General features: G+C 66.7%; 1 protein-coding gene. It reads left to right on the top strand.

Translation table 11 applies throughout. From position 1 onward, the window contains the following. Positions 1-42 precede the first annotated feature (42 nt). Positions 43-1,129, top strand: a 1,087-nt coding sequence (locus RBJ77_RS45020; protein WP_372350274.1) for an IS630 family transposase, incomplete at its 3' end; no start/stop codon positions are given.

Below are 1,129 nucleotides of genomic sequence, written 5' to 3'. Positions count from 1 at the left end.
TGTCCTGAGTCGTTAGTTCGCTTGCGGTTGTAGGGTGGGTCAATGCCCGGTCCGAAGTCGTTGCCGCTGGAGCTGTCCGATCACGAACGCCGAGTGATGCGGGGCTGGTTGCGCAAGCAGACCGCCTCGCAGGCACTGGTGCTGCGGTCGAGGATCGTGCTGGCGTGTGCGGACGGTCTGTCGAATGCGCGGGTCGCGGACGATCTGGGTGTCTCGCGGGAGACGGTGCGCAAGTGGCGCTCCCGGTTCGCCGCGGACCGGCTGGAGGGCCTGGTGGACCGGCCGCGTCCGGGGGCGCCGCGGAAGATCACGGACGAGCAGGTCGAGGCACTGGTCGCCAAGACCCTTGGCCAGGAGCCGCCGACGGGCGATTCGCACTGGTCGACGCGTTCGATGGCCGGGGCGGCGGGCATGTCGCAGTCGGCGGTCTCGCGGATCTGGCGGGCGTTCGGACTCAAGCCGCACATCGTGGAGACGTGGAAGCTGTCGACCGACCCGCAGTTCGTGACCAAGGTCCGTGACGTGGTGGGCATTTACCTGTCCCCGCCGGAGAACGCCCTGGTCCTGGCGGTGGACGAGAAGTCGCAGATCCAGGCATTGGACCGGACCCAGCCCGTGCTGCCGATGGCACCGACCACGCCGGCGAGGATGACCCACGATTACGTCCGGCACGGCACGACCAGCCTGTTCGCCGCCCTGGACATCGCCTCCGGCTCGGTCATAGCCCAGCACTACCGCCGCCACCGCCACCAGGAGTTCCTCCGCTTCCTGAAGGTCATCGACGCCGCCGTCCCCAAAGACCTCGAACTCCACCTGGCCCTGGACAACTACGCCACCCACAAGACCGAGTCGGTCAAGAAGTGGCTGCTTCGCCACCCCCGCTTCCACCTGCACTTCACGCCCACCTCCGCGTCCTGGCTCAACCTCGTCGAGCGCTGGTTCGCCGAGCTGACCTGCCGCAAACTCCGCCGCTCGGCCCACCACAGCGTTGTTGAACTCGAACGGGACATCCGCGGCTGGATCAACGAGTGGAACAAGAACCCGAAGCCGTTCGTCTGGACGAAGGCTGCCGACGACATCCTCGACACCCTCGCCGCATACTGCACACGAATTAACGACTCAGGACACT

Source organism: Streptomyces sp. KL116D (assembly GCF_030766975.1).
GTDB lineage: Bacteria > Actinomycetota > Actinomycetes > Streptomycetales > Streptomycetaceae > Streptomyces > Streptomyces longispororuber_A.
Note: the sequence above shows the minus strand (reverse complement) of the source record. Positions and strands in the feature narration are given on the sequence as shown.